General features: G+C 67.5%; 13 protein-coding genes. 8 read left to right on the top strand and 5 right to left on the bottom strand.

Annotation, left to right across the window (positions count from 1 at the left end):
• Positions 1-194: 194 nt before the first annotated feature.
• The 3 genes from HNQ08_RS12565 to ptsP all read right to left on the bottom strand — a co-directional run bounded on the left by HNQ08_RS12565 (position 195) and on the right by ptsP (position 5,516).
• Complete coding sequence (locus HNQ08_RS12565; protein ID WP_184132392.1) at positions 195-1,988, bottom strand: PTS fructose-like transporter subunit IIB; 1,794 nt, start codon at positions 1,986-1,988, stop codon at positions 195-197.
• Between the two features lie 64 nt (positions 1,989-2,052).
• Complete coding sequence (pfkB, locus tag HNQ08_RS12560) at positions 2,053-3,024, bottom strand: 1-phosphofructokinase (RefSeq protein ID WP_184132389.1); 972 nt, start codon at positions 3,022-3,024, stop codon at positions 2,053-2,055.
• On the bottom strand, positions 3,021-5,516 hold the full coding sequence (ptsP, locus tag HNQ08_RS12555; RefSeq protein WP_184132386.1) for a phosphoenolpyruvate--protein phosphotransferase: 2,496 nt from the start codon (positions 5,514-5,516) through the stop codon (positions 3,021-3,023). Before ptsP ends, pfkB begins: the two co-directional genes overlap by 4 nt.
• A 305-nt stretch (positions 5,517-5,821) precedes the next feature.
• On the opposite strand from ptsP, the gene HNQ08_RS12550 reads away from it, so the two are divergent.
• The 4 genes from HNQ08_RS12550 (at position 5,822) to HNQ08_RS27905 (ending at position 10,041) form a co-directional block, all read left to right on the top strand.
• Positions 5,822-6,619, top strand: a complete 798-nt coding sequence (locus HNQ08_RS12550; RefSeq protein WP_184132384.1) for a DeoR/GlpR family DNA-binding transcription regulator — start codon at positions 5,822-5,824, stop codon at positions 6,617-6,619.
• 296 nt (positions 6,620-6,915) lie between these two features.
• Positions 6,916-9,207: an ATP-binding protein gene (locus HNQ08_RS12545; RefSeq protein WP_184132381.1), complete on the top strand. Its 2,292-nt coding sequence runs from the start codon at positions 6,916-6,918 to the stop codon at positions 9,205-9,207.
• Positions 9,204-9,584, top strand: a complete 381-nt coding sequence (locus HNQ08_RS12540; RefSeq protein ID WP_184132378.1) for a response regulator — start codon at positions 9,204-9,206, stop codon at positions 9,582-9,584. Before HNQ08_RS12545 ends, HNQ08_RS12540 begins: the two co-directional genes overlap by 4 nt.
• 334 nt (positions 9,585-9,918) lie before the next feature.
• Entirely contained in the window at positions 9,919-10,041 is a 123-nt protein-coding gene (locus HNQ08_RS27905; RefSeq protein ID WP_268240003.1) for a hypothetical protein, read from the top strand.
• Positions 10,042-10,155: 114 nt separating this feature from the next.
• Here HNQ08_RS27905 and HNQ08_RS12535 read toward each other — a convergent pair whose 3' ends face one another.
• Positions 10,156-11,577, bottom strand: a complete 1,422-nt coding sequence (locus tag HNQ08_RS12535; protein WP_184132375.1) for a hypothetical protein — start codon at positions 11,575-11,577, stop codon at positions 10,156-10,158.
• A gap of 271 nt (positions 11,578-11,848) precedes the next feature.
• On the opposite strand from HNQ08_RS12535, the gene HNQ08_RS12530 reads away from it, so the two are divergent.
• Positions 11,849-12,793, top strand: coding sequence for a hypothetical protein (locus HNQ08_RS12530; RefSeq protein WP_184132372.1), 945 nt, complete (start codon positions 11,849-11,851; stop codon positions 12,791-12,793).
• A gap of 243 nt (positions 12,794-13,036) precedes the next feature.
• Here HNQ08_RS12530 and HNQ08_RS12525 read toward each other — a convergent pair whose 3' ends face one another.
• A complete protein-coding gene (locus HNQ08_RS12525; protein WP_184132369.1) occupies positions 13,037-13,234 on the bottom strand; it encodes a hypothetical protein in 198 nt (65 codons plus the stop codon).
• A gap of 193 nt (positions 13,235-13,427) precedes the next feature.
• Here HNQ08_RS12525 and HNQ08_RS12520 point away from each other — a divergent pair, with 193 nt between their 5' ends.
• The 3 genes from HNQ08_RS12520 (at position 13,428) to HNQ08_RS12510 (ending at position 16,715) form a co-directional block, all read left to right on the top strand.
• On the top strand, positions 13,428-14,510 hold the full coding sequence (locus tag HNQ08_RS12520; RefSeq protein WP_184132366.1) for a hypothetical protein: 1,083 nt from the start codon (positions 13,428-13,430) through the stop codon (positions 14,508-14,510).
• A 65-nt stretch (positions 14,511-14,575) separates the two neighbouring features.
• Positions 14,576-15,667: a TolB family protein gene (locus HNQ08_RS12515; protein ID WP_184132363.1), complete on the top strand. Its 1,092-nt coding sequence runs from the start codon at positions 14,576-14,578 to the stop codon at positions 15,665-15,667.
• A 43-nt stretch (positions 15,668-15,710) separates the two neighbouring features.
• A complete protein-coding gene (locus HNQ08_RS12510; protein ID WP_184132361.1) occupies positions 15,711-16,715 on the top strand; it encodes a WD40 repeat domain-containing protein in 1,005 nt (334 codons plus the stop codon).
• Positions 16,716-16,880 lie beyond the last annotated feature (165 nt).

Raw genomic sequence — 16,880 nt, 5'->3', positions numbered from 1 at the left:
TTCACGCGCGACTACCAGGCGATCCGGCCCAACATGTACCTCGAACTCCGCATGCCTCGCAACTGATCCAGTGGGCTGGGGGGTTCACGCCAGCCTACTTTGATCTCGTGCAGTTCTGCCTGCCAGAAGAGGCGGCCCAGATCTGCTGGGCCGCCTCTTCTTTAACTTCCATCCGTTACGTCCCCACACCTCCCTCAGTCCGCCGCCACGTTTGCCGCGCCCGTCACTTCCGTACTTGCGATGGCGGGCGTTTCCAGCACCGGCTTTTTCAGGACGCCCAGCAGCACTGTGCTGACCACCGTCCCCACCACGATCGCCACGACGTACATGGGCAGGTTGACCACGGCGTTCGGGATGAACAGCACGAAGACGCCGCCGTGCGGGGCACGCAGCAGGCACCCGGCGGCCATGCTGATTGCGCCTGCCACCGCTGAGCCGATCATCAGCGAGGGAATCACGCGCAGCGGGTCACGCGCCGCAAAGGGAATCGCGCCCTCGGTGATAAAGGCCAGACCCAGCACCCCGGCGGCCTTGCCCGCCTCGTGCTCGTCACGGGTGAAACGGTTCTTGAAGAAGAGGGTGGCGAAGAAAAGTGCCAGCGGCGGCGTCATGCCAGCGGCCATCGCGGCGGCGATAGGGCCGTAGACATTGGACCCCAGCAGCCCCACCGAGAAGGTATACGCAGCCTTGTTGATTGGCCCACCCATGTCAAAGGCCATCATCAGGCCCAGAACCGCGCCCAGCAGACCCGCAGACGCGTCTCCCAGTCCTTGCAGCCACGCAGTGGCGGCCGTCAGCGCGGCGGCCACCGGACGGCCCACCACGTAGACCATCGCCAGTCCGGTAATGGCCGTGCCCAGCAGCGGCAGAATCAGGGTGGGCTTGAGGCCCTCGAGCGTGCGCGGCAGCCGGATCCCCCGGTTGAGCCACCGGGTCACGTACCCGGCCAGGAAACCCGCGAGCAGGCCGCCCAGGAAGCCGCTGCCGCCGCCCAGGGCCAGCAGCCCGCCGATCATGCCCGGCGCGAGGCCGGGCCGGTCCGCGATAGAAAAGGCGATGAACCCGGCCAGCACTGGCACGAACAGGCCAAAGGCCCCGGTGCCGCCGCCGATCTGGCTCAGGGCCGCGCCAAAGCTGCCGGGCGGCGGGTTGATGCCTCCGAAAGCGAAGGACAGTGCGATCAGCAGGCCCCCCGCCACCACGAAGGGCAGCATGTGCGACACGCCGGTCATCAGGTGTTTGTAGGCGCTGGGGACGCCCGCGTTCTTGGCGGCCTTGGCGGCGCTGGCCTGCGCGACAAAGTCGCCGCCCCCTGCGGTGCCGTGGGGGGTCGCCTCGGTGAGCGCCCGCTGCACCAGTGCCTGCCCGCCCGAGATGGCCGGTTTGGTGCCGGTCTGGTAGACCCGCTTGCCCTGAAAGCGGGACAGATCCACGTTGGTGTCCGCCGCGATGATCACCACGTCGGCCTCGGCAATGTCCTGCGGCGTGAGCGGGTTGCCCGCCCCCACGCTGCCCTGCGTCTCAATTTTCACCGCGTAACCCAGCGCCTTCGCGCCGTTTTCCAGCCCCTCGGCGGCCATGAAGGTATGCGCGATTCCGGTGGGGCAGGAGGTGATGCCGACGATCTTGGTGGGCTTGCTGGCCGGAGCGGGAGTGACTGAGCTTGAAGCTGGCCCGGCGCTGGCTGCGCCCTGGGTGGCCTGCGCGATCAGGCCCGCCGGGTCACGGATGGCCTCGCCCGTGCTGGCCCGCACGACGCGCTTTCCGGCAAACCGCGCTTCATCCACGTTCATGTCGGCGGCCAGGATCACCGCGTCCGCCGCCGCGATCTCGGCGGGGGTCAGGGCGTCCTGTGCCCCGATGCTGCCCTGTGTTTCGGCGCGCAACTCGTGTCCGGCAGCCTGCGCTGCACGCCGTAACGCTTCGGCGGCCATGAAGGTGTGGGCGATACCTGTCGGACAGGCGGTAACAGCGACTAGCTTTGCCATGGGGAAGCCTCCTGGGAGAGGGAAGAGGTTAGATGTCGATGTCCTGCTTGCAGAGGGTTGAAGGTCACGCCGTTTCCACCCCTTCCACGGCTTCAACGGCCACCTGCGTCACGAACTTCTCCAGTTCGGCGTGGGGGGGCAGGTGGGCGCCCAGCCGGGTGATGGCGCCCACGCTGAAAGCTGTGGCACGACGGGCAGCGTCGGTCAGCCCCAAGCGGTCGGCGTGGGCTGAAATCAGGCCCGCCACCATGGCGTCGCCCGCGCCGACGGTGCTTTTGACGTTCACATGGGGGGGACGGGCGCGTACCGCCTCGTGGCTGCTTACCAGCAGCGCTCCCTGTTCGCCCTGCGACACGGCCACCAGACTGGCCCCACGCCGCAACAGCTCCCGCGCCGCCGCCAGCACCTCCGCCTCGCCGTGGAGCGAACGGCCCAGTGCGGCCTCCAATTCGTGGATGTTCGGCTTGACCAGATCGGGCAGGACATCTGCCGCCAGGGCCGCGGTCAGCGCCGGGCCGCTGGTGTCCAGGGCCACGAAACAGCCTGCCCCACGCAGCTTCGCGGTCAGCCGGGCGTAGAAGCCCGCGTCCACGCCTGGCGGCAGGCTGCCTGCCAGCACGAAGACGGTGTGGTCCGCCGTCAACGCGCTCAGGCGCGTGTCCAGCTCGGCCAGTGCCTGTGGGATGGCCGCCAGCCCTGGCAGGTTGATGTCGGTGGTCTCCTGCGCCGCGCCGTCCACCAGCTTGATGCCCACGCGGGTGGATCCAGGAACGCGGACGAAGGCGTCGTGCACGCTTTTGGCCCGGAACAGTCCCTCAAATGCCTCAGGATTCTCGTCGCCCAGCAACCCAGTCGCGGTGACGCTCAGGCCCCAGTCGGCCAGGAAGGCGGCCACGTTCACGCCCTTGCCGCCGGCGTCCAGTTGAAAGCCCTGCCCACTGTTGACCTCGCCCTGCCGCCAGCCGTCGGCGTGAACCGTCAGGTCGAGGGCGGGATTGAGGGTCAGCGTCACGACATGTAAGGAAGCGGCGCTCATGCTCTCGCCCCTTCCCGCTCCGGGGGCCGCACCAGGGCACGGACGGACTCGGCTGTGGGCTGGGTCAGGGCTTCGCGGGCCAGTGCCTGGAGTTCGGCCAGGGTGCGCCCCCGCAGCGCCGCCTTCACGCCCGCGATCTGCGGCGTGCTGACCGACAGTTCCCGGACGCCCAGGCCCGCGAGCATCAGGGCGCCCACCTCATCGCCCGCCGCGCCGCCGCAGACGCCCACCCATTTGCCGTGGCGCTCGGCCGCCTGCACGGTCAGCGCGATCAGTTGCAGCACGGCGGGGTGCATCGCGTCGGTCTGGCGGGCCAGTTGCGGGTGCAGGCGATCCATCGCCAGGGTGTACTGGGTCAGGTCGTTGGTCCCCACGCTGAAGAAATCCACCTCTGTGGCCAGGGCCTCGGCGATCAGGGCCGCCGACGGCACTTCGATCATCACGCCCAGCGGCACGCTGGGAACATCCAGTTCGCGGCGCACCCCGTCGAAGATGGCGCGGGCGCGGCGGAAGTCTTCCAGGGTGGAGATCATCGGGAACATCAGGTGGACGTTCGGGTGATCCTTTGCCACCCGCGCCACCGCCCGCAGTTGCGGCAGGAAGAGGTCCGGGCGCTCAAAGCACAGCCGGATGCCGCGCAGCCCCAGGAAGGAGTTGTCCTCGCGGGCCAGTCCCAGGTACGGCACCTCCTTGTCACCGCCGATATCCAGCGTGCGGATGATCAGGGGGCGCCCTTCCAGCGCCAGCGCCATCGCGCGGTATTCCTGTTCCTGTTCGTCCTCGCTCGGCACGCTGTCGCGCTCCAGAAACAGGAACTCGGTGCGCATCAGCCCCACGCCCTCGGCCCCGGCCTCCAGCGCCGCGAGGGCGTCGGCGGCGCGGTTGATGTTGGCGGCCACCTCCACCCGTGCGCCGTCACGGGTGGCTCCCGGTTCGAAGCGCGCGGCGCGGGCGGCCTCCCGCTCCTGTTGCAGCGCGCCCTGACGTTCACGGGCGGAGTGCACATCGGCCTCCGAAGGATTCAGGTACAGCCGTCCCGCCGCGCCGTCCAGAATGGCCGGGGTGCCGTCAGGAACCTCCAGCACGCCCGGCCCGGCGGCCACCACTGCGGGCAGCCCCAGGCCCCGCGCGATGATTGCGGTGTGGCTGGTCGGCCCGCCCTGCGCGGTCACAAAACCCAGCAGCGTGTCCGGCCCCAGCCGCGCGGTGTCGCTGGGCGTGAGGTCGGTGGCCAGCAGAATAACTGGGCCGCTGGCCTGCACGTCTGCCTCGCGGATCCCCAGCAACTGCCGGAGCACCCGCCGCTGCACGTCGCCCAGATCGGCGGCACGGGCTGCCAGGGTGGGGTCATCGAGTTTCTGGAGCTTGGCGATGCGCTCTCCGGTGGCCGCCTGATATGCCCAGGCCGCGCCGTGTCCGTCCAGAATGCGGCTTACGGTGTCCTGTACGGTGCCCTCGTCCGAGAGGAGCTCCTGATGGGCGAGGAAGATCGCGGCCTTGTCCGCGCCAAACTTCGTGCCAACGTCGTCAACCAGAACCTTCAGTTCGGCGTGTGCGGCCGCCAAGGCCGTGTCCAGCCGGGCGGCGTCCTGCGCGGGATCGCTGGGTTCATCGCGTACGTCCAACGGTCTTGGGGCGTGCTGCCGGGTCACGCCCACCACCAGACCATCGGCGGCGGCCACGCCCTCCACGGTTGCGCCGACATGCTGCGGCGCCCAGTCGGGTTCGCGGCGGACAGGCGCCGTCTGGGCGGGTGCTGCACTCAGATCGTCGCCCAGGCCCGCGCGGATGGCGTCGGTCACGGCGGCCAGGGTCTCGCGGCTCTCCGCGCTCACGGTCAGGGCAGTGCCGCGCGTGAGGCCCAGAGACAGCACCTCCATCAGCCGGGTGGCGTCGGCGCTCTCGCCCGAGTCGCGGGTCAGCCGCACCCGTCCCCCACGCGAGCGCACTAGATTCGCCAGCCCCGTCGCCGGCCGCGCGTGCATTCCCAGGGGATTGGGCAGCGTGACCTGCGCCGTGAAGGGGAGCTCCGGCGCCGCAGGGCTCGGGGCGGCAGCGGGCCGTTCCCCGGTCAGCGCTTCCTGTAGGTCGGCAGGGTCGGTGGTGGTGGAGAGCTTCTCCACCAGTTCGTCATTGCTCAGCACGCGGGTCAACCGGCGCAGGATGTCCAGATGCTCGTCGCTGGCGGCAGCGATGCCCACCACCAGGCGCACGGTCTCCCCACCCTCGCCCCACTGGACGCCGCCGGGAACCTGCAGCACCGCGATCCCGGTCTTTCGGATCAGATTCCGGGTCTCGGGCGTGCCGTGCGGGATGGCGATGCCGCTGCCCAGGTAGGTGTTGGCTTGCTCCTCGCGGGCGAGCATGCCGCTGAGATAGTTCGGCGCGACGTTCCCCGCCTCTATCAGCAGCGCGGCCACCTGTGAGATGGCGTCGGCCTTGCTGCCCGCCTGGACGCCGAGCCGGATCAGATTCTGCGGAAGATCAACCATGTCTGCCCCCTGTGCGGCTTCACGGTTGAGCCGCTTGATGATTCCTTTTGGTAAACTATGATTACTTTTGATCAATTCGGATCATAAGTGAGAGGAGGAAAAATTGCAAGTCCCTGGAATGAAGAGCTGTCGCTCCGCCCGGAATGGTAAAGATGGGAGCACCAGATTCGGCTTATGGGAGGGCTAAGAATGGATGCGGGCCTCCTGAGGGACGATCTCTCCTAAGGCTGCTCATGCTTACGGCAATCAGATTAAGCCCTGACGATATTTGAGCAATTTTGTCCTATGGGCTATCCTTCATGCAGATGACCGCCCCGCTCGCCGAGGAACGCCTGACCCGGATTCTTGACCTGTTGGCCCGTCAGGGGACGGTGCGGACGGTAGCGCTGACGGAGCACCTGGGCATCAGCGGCGCGACGGCGCGGCGAGACCTTGATGTGCTGGCGCAACGCGGCCTGATTCGCAAGGTACATGGCGGCGCGGCGCTGGCGAGCCAGGATCAGCGCTACAGCGACCGCCAGCAGGCCGAGCAGGGAGGCAAAGCTCGCCTGGCGCAACGGGTGCCGGCACTCCTTCAGCCAGGGCAGACTGTATATCTGGACGCTGGAACAACAGCCTTGCAGGTCGCCCAGGCGCTGCGCCGGACGCCTGCCCTGACCCGCACGCTGCGGGTGGTCACACACGCCATTGACGTCGCGTATGAACTCAATGGAGAGTGTGCGCTGTACGTGGTGGGCGGAGAGATCTATGGATCGACCTACAGCGTGACTGGCCCGGACGCATTGGCTACCGTGGAGCGTTACTCCTACGACATTTTTCTGGTGGGCTGCACCAGCATTGACCCCGGACGCGGCCTGACCAACAGTAACCTGGTCGAGGCCCAGCAGAAGGCGGCGATCATGCGCCGCGCGCAGCGGAGCCTGTTGATCGCGGACCACAGCAAGTGGGGTCACGCCGGATTCGCCACCTTCGCGGCGCTGGCTGACGTGAGTGCCTGGATCACCGACTGCGCCCCGGCGGAAGCAAAACTTGCTTTTGGGGCCGTGGGCGCGCAGGTGATTGAGGCCGACAGCCCAGCACGGCTGGAAAGAGCGGTGGGTTAGGGGGCGGTCCTGCCGCGCCTGGATTGAGAGCGCGGTGTTCAGGCCAGACGTGACGCGGGGAGGGATAGACCTGCTCACCTGAGCACTGAGATGCCTGAACGTTCAGCTCAAGGTGCGCAGGCGCAGTCTGGCGAGCATCAGCATGGCCTGACGCGGTGACCGGAACAGACACACGTCTGATGACGTTCATCCGGCTGTTCCTAAAGGAGAGTGCCACCCCTCCCCATTACTCCGCCTGTCTGGAGCCTCACGCCCACACAAGCTCCGCACCTGAGCGCCTACACTGCCCGGTAGCCATGATGGACCTCTCCCTACTGAACTCGCCCCAGCTGGGAGCGCCGGACGCCGTGTACCTGCTCGCACACCTTCTGCGCGTGACGCAGGCCCTGGCGGCGGTCCGTCAGCCGAACGAGGTCTTCGATATTATTCTCAACGATGGGCTGACGGCCCTGAACGCCATCTCCGGCACGGTCTTGATTGTTCAGGGAGGGCGGCTTCACGTCACGGCTCGCAAGGGTCAGGACACCGCCAGCATCTGGCAGGACGGCGACCTAGAAGGTCACAGGCCCAGTCCAGATGCGTTGCGCTCGAATACTCCGCTGTTCTTTCGCAAGGCCGGCGAGCTGGTCGCCGCGTACCCGGACCTCGAAGCCCGGACAGGCGGTGTGGCCGCCGTCGCCAACGCGGTCCTGCCGATGGTGGAAGGGGGTCGTCCGCTGGGCGTGATCGTGCTGGACTTTGAAGCGCCCCATGAATTCACCCCGGACGAGGAGTACTTCCTGCGAACCCTGGCCGGGCAGTGTGCCCTGGCGCTGGAGCGCACGCAGCTCTCCAGGACCCTGGAACGGCAGGCGCAGGGCCGCGCCGCCGAGCTTGAGGCCTTCGTTCAGTTCTCCGAACTGGCCGACACCGAGACGGACGTGCTGGTGCTGTCCGGGCGGGTCGTGGATATGTTGGGCGTGCTCTTTCCCGGCTGCACCAGCGTCTACTACGCGCTGGAGAGTGGCCGGTGGCGGGCCAAGGTCCACACCGATGATCTGGAGGCCAATCCGGGTTTGCTGGGCGCCATTCAGGCCGGGATGCCGCTGGACACCCCACTTTTCGCAGAGGCCATGCGGACGGGCGAACCGGTCTTCGTCGAAGGCTGGAATCCTGAGGTCGAGCAGTTCGCGCAGACAGAGGCGTATCAGAGCGTGGCGGTTTATCCGCTCAGCATGGAAGGCACCCTCCAGGCGATGTTTGCGCTGGGCGTCAAGGACCAGCCACACTGGTCCCCCCATCATCAGGCGGTCTTCCGTGCCGTGGGCCGCAGTCTGGGGCTGGCCCTGGAGCGGACCGAGACCGCCCGGCGGCTCGCCGCTCAGAACGCCGAATTGCTGGCCCGCACGCAGGCGCTGGAGGGGGTCGCACGGCTCTCGGGCGATCTGGTCGGAGGCGGCGATCACCTGACCCTAGTGCAGCGCACGCAGCATCTGGTGCTCTCGCTGCTGCCGCCCGGCTACGCCGCCTACTTCGAGAACGTGGAGGGGAGATGGCGCGCTCAGGTGCAGGTGGGCGACGTGGGCAACCCGGCCCTCCAGCAGGCCATCGACGCCGGCTTCCCGGTGGGCCGGACGCCCACCCTGGATCACTGTACCCAGACCCTGGAACCGTACTTCATCGAGGCCTATGCGCCGGACACCGACATCGATCCGGAAGTGGCGGGCCACCTGCGCGCGGCAGCCTGTCTGCCCGTGATGGTGGGGGGCCGGGTGATCGGCATTTTCAATGTGCCGTTGTTCAACGAGCGGCGCTGGGATGCGGCCGACAAGGCCTTGCTGGTCACGGCAGTCCACAGCCTGGGCCTGACGCTGGAGCGTGCCCAGAGCGTCTTCGCCCTGGCGCGGCGCACCGAGGAATTGGAGCGCAGCAACGCGGAACTCGCGCAGTTCGCCTACGTGGCCTCGCATGACCTGCAAGAGCCGCTCCGGACCATCACCAGCTTCTCGCAGCTCCTGTCGCGGCGCTACGGCGGACAGCTTGATGAGCGGGCCGATAGCTATATCCAGTTCATCGGGGACGCGACTGCGCGGATGGGCACGCTGTTACAGGATCTGCTGGCCTTCTCGCGGGTGGGCTCCGCGCCGATGCAGCACAGACCGGTGGATCTCAGGGTACTGATGGAGCAGGTTCTGCAGGACCTGCAGGCCCAGGTAGACCAGACGGGCGCGCGGGTTGTCGTCGGGCCACTGCCCACGGTGCCGGGTGACGCCACCCAGCTGCGCCAGCTCTTTCAGAACCTGATAGGCAACGCCCTCAAATTCCACCACCCCGAGCGGGCGCCGGACGTGCAGATCGTAGCGCAGGAGCACGGCTCATACGTCACCGTGCGGATCGCGGACAACGGCATTGGGATCGCTCCGGACTACTTCGAGCGCATCTTTACCATCTTCCAGCGGCTGCATACCCGCGAGACCTACGAGGGCAGCGGAATGGGCCTGGCCATCGCGCGCAAGATCGTGGAACGTCATGGGGGCCGGGTGTGGCTGGAGAGCACGCCTGGACACGGCACCACCTTCCAGGTCAGTCTGCCTGCGGAGGGGTCATGACCCGGGCCCTCCTCATCGAGGATCACGAGGCCGACGCACAGCTGCTGTGGGAAGTGCTGGAGCTGGCTGGCATGGACTGGACGGTAGAACACGTGACGACCTTTGCGGAAGCGGGCCAGCGCTGGCCTGGGGGATGTTTTGACGTGCTGCTGCTGGATCTGGACCTGCCAGACGGCCTGGGCCTGGAACTGCTTGCCCGCGCACTCACTCTGGCGCAGGAAGCTGCCGTGGTGGTCCTGAGCGGGCTGGCAGACGGCGAGCTGGCCACACGGGCGAGGCACTTGGGCGCCAGGGGCTATGTCGTCAAGGGACTGAACGCGGCCGAGGATCTTCGCCAGATCATGGCATCATCCGGCTCTGGTCAGGTCTTGAAGTAGGGTGACGCGGTGATGAGGGGTCAGATGCTTCCTGGCTCCCTTTCCCTCTCGTGAGACTCAGGCATTCTTGAACGCGGTTGCGCCGCCCGTTGCGTGGTCTCCAGGTCGAATCTGGACAGGACGGCGGTGAGCGCCATGACGTGTCAGGGCAAGGTGTTTGGTCTGTCCATGTTCGCCGAGGCCCTGGCGCTGATCTCCAACAAGAAACTGGTGCCGGCCGCACCCACCTGGGACGGCTTTTTCTTGGCGGCCCCGAGGAACATCGGCAACGGCAGGTTTGGCTCCCTGATGGACCTGTCCAACGCCTCTGCCAGCTACGGGCTGCCGGGAGCGTATGGCGCCTGCATCTTCAAGAACAGGAGCGGCGCTGATGAACGATCTGCGCGACAAGGACACCCTCGTGCCCGAAGGGATGGGCAACGACGCCAGGAGTGCTTTCGTGGACGGACGCCTGTGAAGCGGAACTGCGGGTGGTCAACCTTGACCACGTTTGAGCAGAGGTTCGGCAGGACGCTGCAGGTCACGGCTCTCTCCGACAGGTCAGGGCTGGGTCCAGCCGAACGGAAGAGCGTCACTCCTTGCGGAAGTACAGATCGTTCTGCGAGCCACCCGCCCGGATCACCAGCTCGGGCGCGCCTCCCGGTCCCTTTTGCAGGCCGACCAGCTGCGTTTCTTTCGCTTCCGGCAGAGGGCCCCAGCGGTTGAAGCTCGGTTGGCAGGTGTCGATCTCCCGGAAGGCGCCGCGCGTCACCTGGAAGCTCAGCTTCGCGCCCGACAGGCCCACTTTTCCCACCCGCTCGACGGTGGTCAGCGTCGCGCAGTTCTCGCTCTGAAAGTCCTGCGTGAAGGTGACGGACCGGAACGTTCCGTCCGGACGGATCAACAGATCCACGTCCTGCCTGACCTGCGTGGGCGTCCAGTCCCACCCCGCTTGTACGGTTGCGCCGCCGAACACCGTGCCCGTCGTGAAGCCCTGGGTGAGACGGCTGACCCGATTCTGGGTCGTCCAGCGTCCTGCGATCTTTGCAAGGGATGTGGTCTTGAAGATGCTGTTCGGGGCGGGACCACGCCGGGGGCTCGGCTTGTTCTGCGTGGCGAGGTCGCTGCTCGGCGCCAGAGAGAGGGTGATGTTCCCAGCGCCGGGGCGCACAAGGGCGAAGTTGTCGCGGGCAGAGTTGAGGTAGGTGCCCATCAGGTCAGGGCCGTCCACTTCTCCGTTGCCGTTCAGATCGGCCCACGCCACGAGTTGATGCCCCTCGTCGGCGAGGCCGTCGAGGCGCCAGCGGGCGTGACGGCCACTGAGTTTCACCTGGGTGGCCACGTAACAGTCGTCCGTCCCGAAGCGGCACGCCAGCACGACAACTCCGCGCACGTCGTGGCCCAGCGGCACGATCACCGTGCCCGTCATCGAGCCGCCGCCGCGCGGCTGAGTTCCCAGATCACCGACCAGTGCGGCGGCCCTGGCTTTGGCATTGGAGGCCGGACTCGCCGCGCCGCCCAGAAAGGGGTCAGCCACGCCGTCCTGTTCACGCATCCAGACGACCGCTCCCTCATACGGTGCGCTCACCTCCGCAGGCGTCAGGCCATCAATGGAGTACGCGCCGTACAGGTCTCCCCGGTCGAGCGTCCCGCTGCCGTTCACGTCCTTCCACGCCACGACGCCGCGCGGGCTGACTGGAGCGTCCTCGAAGGTGAACCATGCCGAGCTGCCGTCCTGGCGGGTGATCTGCTGCGACTGCTGCGTTCCCTCCATGCAGCCGCCCTGCGCGTCGAGGTCGCACACGATGACCCAGGTGCCGCGCACATCATGCTTTCCCGGCACGTGGACCGAGCCCTTCAGCGGCGCTGCGCCCGCACTTGCGGCGAGCACGGCGGCCAGCACGGCGATCGGACGGGCGAAGGGTCGGCGGCGCCGGGCAGGGATGGTCACTGTCCCAGCGGGAGGCCGAGCAGGTCGGTTCTGGAGGGTAGGCCGAAAAGAACTCGGGGTCATGGGCGCACGCTACGGGGCGCGCCGTGATACGAGCATGTTGCCCGCCCATCGTTGCCGAATGGTCCTTCCAGTCCAGTGGAGTGGACCGGGAAAGGTGCGCCCATATCGAATGGTCAGCAAAGTCCTGGGCGCCGTGTTGCCCCGAGAGCTGGGCGGCCTTGAGGGCCTGCCGCTTCCAGACCGCGCCGCAACATCCTCGTATCAGGCCAGGCTTCCTACCGTGAGTGTGCACATCGAACGGCGGCGCTCCGGGGCCGCCACAGGAGAAGCCATGAAAAAAAGAATCCTTGCCAGCGCGTTCCTCCTCAGCCTCAGCCTCCTGACCGCCTGTGGCGGCCCTACTCCCACCCCGACTCCCCCTTCCCCTCCCTCCAGCGGAGGCACGCCCCCCGACAACTCAGGTGGTCAGCCCCAGCCTCAGCCCGGAGGACGGACGATCAGCGGCACCCTCACCGCCCCCAAAAACGGCAACGTGCAGGGCACCTACCTGCTCATCTGCCCGGTGGTGAACAACGACTGTGACTGGGACGGGGTGGGCGCCATTGAAGTCGAGACCTCCGGCGCGCAGGCCACCTTCGCGACGCCGGACCTGCCTGACGGCGAGTACAGCGTGATCGCCTGGAAGGACAACGAGCCCAGGAACCACTTCGGCGCGGAGGACGCGTTCGGGGTATACAGCCCCGACCAGAAAACCATGGGGCGGGTGCGGCCACCCAACGCCAAAGTGAACATCAGCATGATGGCCTTCGACGAGCCGGGCAACGCCGGGCCACCTGCGGACGCTCCCCGCACCGCTGTCCCGGCAGAACTGGTGGGGAACTGGAGCACCCTGGGATCCAGCGGCGGCGGGTACTACAATCCGGCGAACGGCACGTGGAGCCCGGCCGGCGGACAGGGCCTGTGGTACGAGATCCACTCGGACGGCACCTTCATCTACAGTTCCTACATCGAGTCGAGGATGTACGGCTGCACCATCAACTTCTTCAAGTACCACACGGGCACGGTGGCCGTGCAGGGCGACCGCGCGGTGTTCACGGCAACGAACGCGCACCAGAAGTTCGAGGACACCTGCAACCCCTCCAGAAGCTACGAGAAGACGTGGTACCCCAAGCCCGACGAGTACCGCTGGGGTGTGGGTGTGCGTGACGGCCGCTCCTCCATGGTGCTCGTCGAGAACGGCAAGCAGGAGGGTCTGTTCTTTTATAGAAGCCAGTAAACCGCTTGCTGGTGGCCGCGTGAGCATCACCTCACGCGGCCAGCTTTTTGGCCTGAAGCAAAATTCATCGTGGAAGATCACGAACCTGAATGGACGGCGCTGGGGGGACAGCACCCTGTCGGGCGAGCCCGTGAAGTCGCAGCTCGCTTAAGCTGGCGTTCCTGAATGCAGCACAAAAGGGGAGGGGCACGACCGTCGCGCGCAGGCGGCGGAGCCCCTTCTCTCAGGTGGCTTTCTTGGAGGTCACCGCCGGAGGAATTCGGTGTACAGGTACTCCAGGCACTCGTCGATGCTGGCGAAGTAGGACCGCTCGCCGTGCGTGCTTTCCCGCACCGAGGCGCGCCAGCCGACCGACCCCGTCGAGCGTTCCTCCCAGATGCGCAGCACGTACACGCGTCCATCGGGAACACCGGGGATGTGCGCAGGGGGTTCGTGATTCATGGGCTCCTCCTTTCCGCGTCGCCCGGACATTGTGGGCGGGCGCGGCGCCCTCAGAGTAGGAGGAGGAGCGTGACTTCAGGATGATGGCAGGCCGGATCAGGGCGCGATGCTCCCCTGCCACGCCCCAGGCCCCGACATCCCCCTGTCACGCCGCCCCGCCTAAGGTGCCGGGCAACACGCCAGGAGGCCTAATATGAACCGACCCGCCCTACGCTCGACCCTCGCCCTGCTGACGCTCGCCCTCGGCCCCAGCGCTCTGGCAACCACACCCCCAGCACAAAGCGCATTGACCCCGCCGAACAACATGAGTGACCTGCTCGCCCCACTGGTCAAGGGACCCGCCCAGTCCCTTGGCGACGAGTACGCCGCGAGTGTTCGCCCGCCGCTGCAGAAGGCGTCGTCGGGCGACGTCGCGCTCAACGACGCCCAGACCCGCTTCACCAGATGGCGCGCCGAGGTCGAGCGCGCGGGCTTGAACGGCAACTTCACGGCGCAGATCAACGAGGGCTGGTCCCTGATCGCCAGGGGGGTGGAAAGTTCTGTGAACCGGGGCTACCAGAGGTGTCTGGGCGCGGACGGCTCCGCGCTGACGGGTATGCTGTACTGGATCCGGTGGGTGGAGAAGAACCCGCGTCTGGCGCCCTACTTCGCGGGCAGCATCAAGAGCATGAAGAAAAAGACCGAGAACTGCGGCACGTACGAGTTGGAGTTCACGTCGTACATTCGGCGGGACGACGGGATGGCAGACCGGGTGCGCGCCACCGCGCCCGTGAAGCTCTATTCGGCCACCCCCCGCCCCAGACCTGCCCAGATCGTGCCCACCCAGCAGCTGGAGCACGTCGAGGGGTCCTACCAGACGTGTCCGTACAGCGTGCTCGGCTACGAGACGCATCCACTGGGCATCGTGGATGTCCAGCTCGAGACGCGCGTGCAGGATGATCTGCTCGCTCCGCTGGACGGAACCGGCGCCGTCGATCCGGTGCTGATGATCATCGAGCCCCACCTGGAGGTGCAGATGGAGGTGCGGTGCCCTACCGTTGACCCGGATGAAGTGTGGCACAGCCAGTGGGACTTCGACGAGTTGCATGAGGACGAGACGATCACCTTTTACGAGCTGATCCCCGATGTGGAGGTGAAGGGCCTCGCCATCACGGACTTCAAACTGGACGCACAGGGCAACCTCCGCAAGGAGTACAGGCGAACCGTCACGACGAAGGATGGGGTCGCGTTCCACGAGGAGACGACGTTCCTCCTGCGGCACAGGGCGGTACGCTGAATGCAGGCCCACCCCACACCCAGGCTGACATCGCCGAACCACCCTCCCGCCGTCATCCTGAACCTATGGTGATGCGCCGCATTCTGTTCCTCGCCTTCCTGCTGCTGTCGGTGGCCCAGGCGGCCTCCGCCCCGCTCGTCGTGAACATCGCGGATGATTTCTGGACGTGGACGGGAGCGCAGGGCTGGCAGCAGCGCACCCACTGGGGCGGGAACGGCCCGCCAGTGCTGTCCCCGGATGGCCGCAAGATCGCCTACGCCTCGGTGGCCGAGGGCAGCCTCGACACCTCTCGCGTGACCGGAGAGGCCACGAACATCTGGGTCCTGGACCTGACTACCTGGAAGGCCACCCGGCTCACCAGCCAACCAGCTGCCATCTCGACAGGCCAGGGTGTGATGCGTTCGACGCCCGCGTGGTCACCCGATGGAACCTCGCTCGCCTGGACCCAGCGGATCCAGCGCGCACAGGATGGGAAGCGTCCCCCGGAAACAGTGATCCTCGCCCGGTACGCCTTCCCGGGCGGTGCCACCCGGGTGATCCTGACGGCTGTTCCAGACCTGTCCGGCACTCCCGGGCCCATCGGCCTGCTGTGGAGCCCGGCGGGTCTGGTCGTGCTGGGCGCCGCGAGCAGCTCCACGGCCGTGGCGTCCACGTATGTGCTCGACGCCTCGGGCCGCGTGGTGCGGCGCTTGGGCGACGAAGCACTGGTGAGTCATCTCACCCACCTCGGCTCCTCGGTGTTCTTCGGGTCCTTTTTCAATGAGGAGGCCTTCTACAGCCTCACGGGGCGCGGGCACGTCCTGCGGCGGCCTGGCACGTTCGAGCGCCTGGTGGCCGTGCGCGCGCCGGAGCGGCTCAGCGTTCAGGTCTGGTGGCCGGCCGAGGGGCGGGACCACACCGACTGCGCGCTGATGCGCTCTGGCCGGCGCCTGCACACCTGGACCTGCGGCCCCGCCGTGTACGGCGGCCCCGTGTTCCAGGATTTTCTCGATCTCGCCTACGACATCGCCGTCTCGCCCAATGGCGGGCAGGTCGCGTACGTCGTGGACGATACCGTCTTCGTGGACGACGGGCAGGGAGCACGCAGAATCCTGGCCCTGCACGGACGGTCCATGAGCGGCATGGTCTGGGGACCGGCGGAATTCCGCGTGCCGTGAGCATGACATCCGGGTACCATGGCCGCCCGGATAGCCTCTGCCCATGCCGCTGCCCAGACTGCTTCTGCTCGCGCTGTCGCTGATCCCCGTCCTGGCCGCCCCTGGGCCGCCCTTCGTGCAGCCGAACGCCGCCCTGCTGGGCTTTCAGGGCGCCGCCCTGGTGGTTCAGCGGAGGGAGGGGTACGAGTTGTTGCCCGAGGTGGTGTGGCTGGACGCGCGCAGCGGTGAGGTGCGCCGCTCGGTGAGGCTGGAGGGTGCGGCCCGGGGCGGGTACCCGCCCACCCTCAGCCCGGACGGCGCGGTGCTTGCCCTCCAGCACGGCTCGGGGGTTTCTCTGTGGCGCTTGGCCGACGGGCAGCCCTGGCCGTTTCCTCCGGATCCTGCGGGTTCGCCTGCCATCCACTCGGTCGCCTTTGATGCGGCAGGCCACCACATGGCTGTGGGCCGCTCACCCGGCTACGCCCAGCTCTGGGACCTGCACACCGGGCGGCGCCTGCGCTCCTTCGTGGGGCACGCGGCTCCGGTCAGCGCCTTGGGCCTCGCGGGAGGCCGGCTGCTCAGCGCCGCCAGGGACGGCACCGTACGGGTGTGGGACACCGCGACCGGCGCCGCACTGGCGACCGAGCGGGTGTCCGGCAACAGCAACGGCCGGGCGGTGGGCGCTGCCGTTCTTACTCCGGACGGCGGAACGTACGCGGCACTGACCACGGACGGCGAGGTGTGGCTGGGGCGCGTGGGCAAACGCGGCCTGACCCGGCTGGACGTGGACAACGGGCGCGATCTGGCCCTGAATGCGGCGGGCGATCTGCTGGCAGTGAGCGGGCACAGCGAGCGGGGACTGGCTGTGGTGGACCTCCGGACGGGACAGATACGGGCCCGCCTGCCAAACGGATCGGCATTCGGCCGAGGGCAGCGGGTGGCCTGGGCACCCTGGGGCGACCTCCTCGCAGAGCAGATCGGCAACGGGCAGGGGGCCACTTCCAGCGACGTGCAGGTTCGGCCCCTTGCCCTACCCGCCAAACTGGTGGGAACGGGTGGGCGCCCTTAAAGCCCCTTACCCGCGTCATCGGCCCAGCGCCGTAGGGTGCTGGGCCTGCTGGGGTGGGTGATGACGGGCATGGTCCCGTGGTCCTCAACTTTGTTCCGAAAGCGCCCGAAGATGGGGCCGATGTGCATAGGTGCAGGAGCCCGGCGAATTGAGGTTCTTGCCGGC

This window comes from Deinococcus humi (assembly GCF_014201875.1).
GTDB classification, from domain to species: domain Bacteria; phylum Deinococcota; class Deinococci; order Deinococcales; family Deinococcaceae; genus Deinococcus; species Deinococcus humi.
The sequence above is the reverse complement of the archived record's forward strand: the minus strand, read 5'-3'. Positions and strand labels throughout refer to the sequence as shown.